Raw genomic sequence first — 1,241 nt, 5'->3', positions numbered from 1 at the left:
GGAATTTAGCGGCTATTGCAAACGGGGCATCCGTTTCATTGACATATCAAGCTACTGTTTTACAACCCGGTGTAGGTATTTCTCATAAAAACGTTGCACAAGTAACAGCCTCTGACCAATACGACCCAAATAGTTCACCAAATAATAATAACCCAAGTGAAGACGACCAATCTGAAGTAACTGCTGTACCTGAAGAGGCCAATTTGAGTATTTTGAAGCAAGTTGACAATTTGAATCCAAATACTGGGGATGTGGTTACATTTACTATTACGGTAAGTAATGCGGGTCCAAATGATGCAACAAATATTTTGATTCAAGATGCTATACCGAATGGCTATTCTAGTATCACAAATGTTAGCAATTCTGGCACCGTGGTTGGAAGTAATCTTGAATGGAGTATTTTGAGTTTGGCAAATGGAGCATCTCAAACTTTGACCTATCAGGCAACTGTAAATGAGCCAATTCCGGGAACAAACTACACCAACATTGTTCAAATTATGGATGTTGACCAATTTGACCCGAACAGTACGCCTGGAAATAATGTACAAGGAGAAGATGATCAATCTCAGGTTACGACAGTCCCTAATGTAGCCAATTTGAGTATCACAAAAGCCACAAGCAATACAAATCCAAATGTTGGTGATACTATCACTTTTACTTTAACTTTATATAATGCTGGGCCAAACGACGCCACCAATGTAAGTGTAGAAGATATAACACCAAATGGATATTCTGACCTTTCCAATGTTAGTAATGGCGGAATAATTACGGGAAATACTGCTAACTGGAATAACTTAACAATTCAAAATGGTGCAAATTTAGTCTTAACTTATAAAGTTAAAGTTAAAGCTCCTTTTGTAGGTGTAAATTATACAAATACAGCTCAGATCACTTCTTCAGACCAATACGACCCAAATAGTACACCGAGTAATGACAATCCTACAGAGGACGACCAAGGCTCTGTTACTACTGTACCACAAGAATCAAATTTGAGCCTTTCAAAAACAGTAAGTAATACTTCTCCTAATGTTGGGGATGTGGTAACATTTACGGTTACAGTTTCCAATGCTGGACCTGATGCAGCTACCAATGTCGCTATCGAAGATGCTATTCCAAATGGCTATGGATCGATTTCCAATATCAGTGGTGCTGGCGTTTTTGCCAACGATACTTTGACTTGGAGTGGCTTATCTGTCGCTTCGGGTGGTTCTGTGGTCTTAACTTATGAAGCTACCGTTTTG

At 39.0% G+C, this 1,241-nt stretch carries 1 protein-coding gene; it reads left to right on the top strand.

Annotated features, from left to right (window positions below; translation table 11 throughout):
- The coding region (locus tag EGI22_RS15560; RefSeq protein ID WP_255069345.1) for a DUF11 domain-containing protein at window positions 1-1,241 on the top strand (1,241 nt) is incomplete at both ends.

This window comes from Lacihabitans sp. LS3-19 (assembly GCF_024343575.1).
GTDB lineage: Bacteria > Bacteroidota > Bacteroidia > Cytophagales > Spirosomataceae > Leadbetterella.
This window is presented reverse-complemented; position numbering and strand designations above follow the sequence as displayed.